The sequence below is a fragment of the Corynebacterium sp. HMSC034H07 genome, assembly GCF_001815175.1.
GTDB lineage: Bacteria > Actinomycetota > Actinomycetes > Mycobacteriales > Mycobacteriaceae > Corynebacterium > Corynebacterium hiratae.
Genome location: NZ_KV819505.1, coordinates 1 through 329, shown reverse-complemented (window position 1 = coordinate 329; position 329 = coordinate 1). Strand labels below are relative to the sequence as shown.

Below are 329 nucleotides of genomic sequence, written 5' to 3'. Positions count from 1 at the left end.
GTTGTTGGGTTGCCCGAGTAGCAGCGGGCTCGTGGAATCTGCTGTGAATCTGCCGGGACCACCCGGTAAGCCTAAATACTCAGTGTGACCGATAGTGTATTAGTACCGTGAGGGAATGGTGAAAAGTACCCCGGGAGGGGAGTGAAATAGTTCCTGAAACCATGTGCTTACAATCCGTCAGAGCACTTTTTATTGTGTGATGGCGTGCCTTTTGAAGAATGAGCCTGCGAGTCAGCGGCATGTCGCGAGGTTAACCCGTGTGGGGTAGCCGTAGGGAAACCGAATCCTAATGGGGTGTTTTAGTGGCATGTCCTGGACCCGAAGCGGGG

Annotated in this window: 1 rRNA gene; it reads left to right on the top strand. The window is 53.5% G+C overall.

The window, feature by feature from the left end:
* Positions 1 to 329: ribosomal RNA gene (locus tag HMPREF3009_RS02985) — 23S ribosomal RNA — on the top strand; the annotation flags it as partial.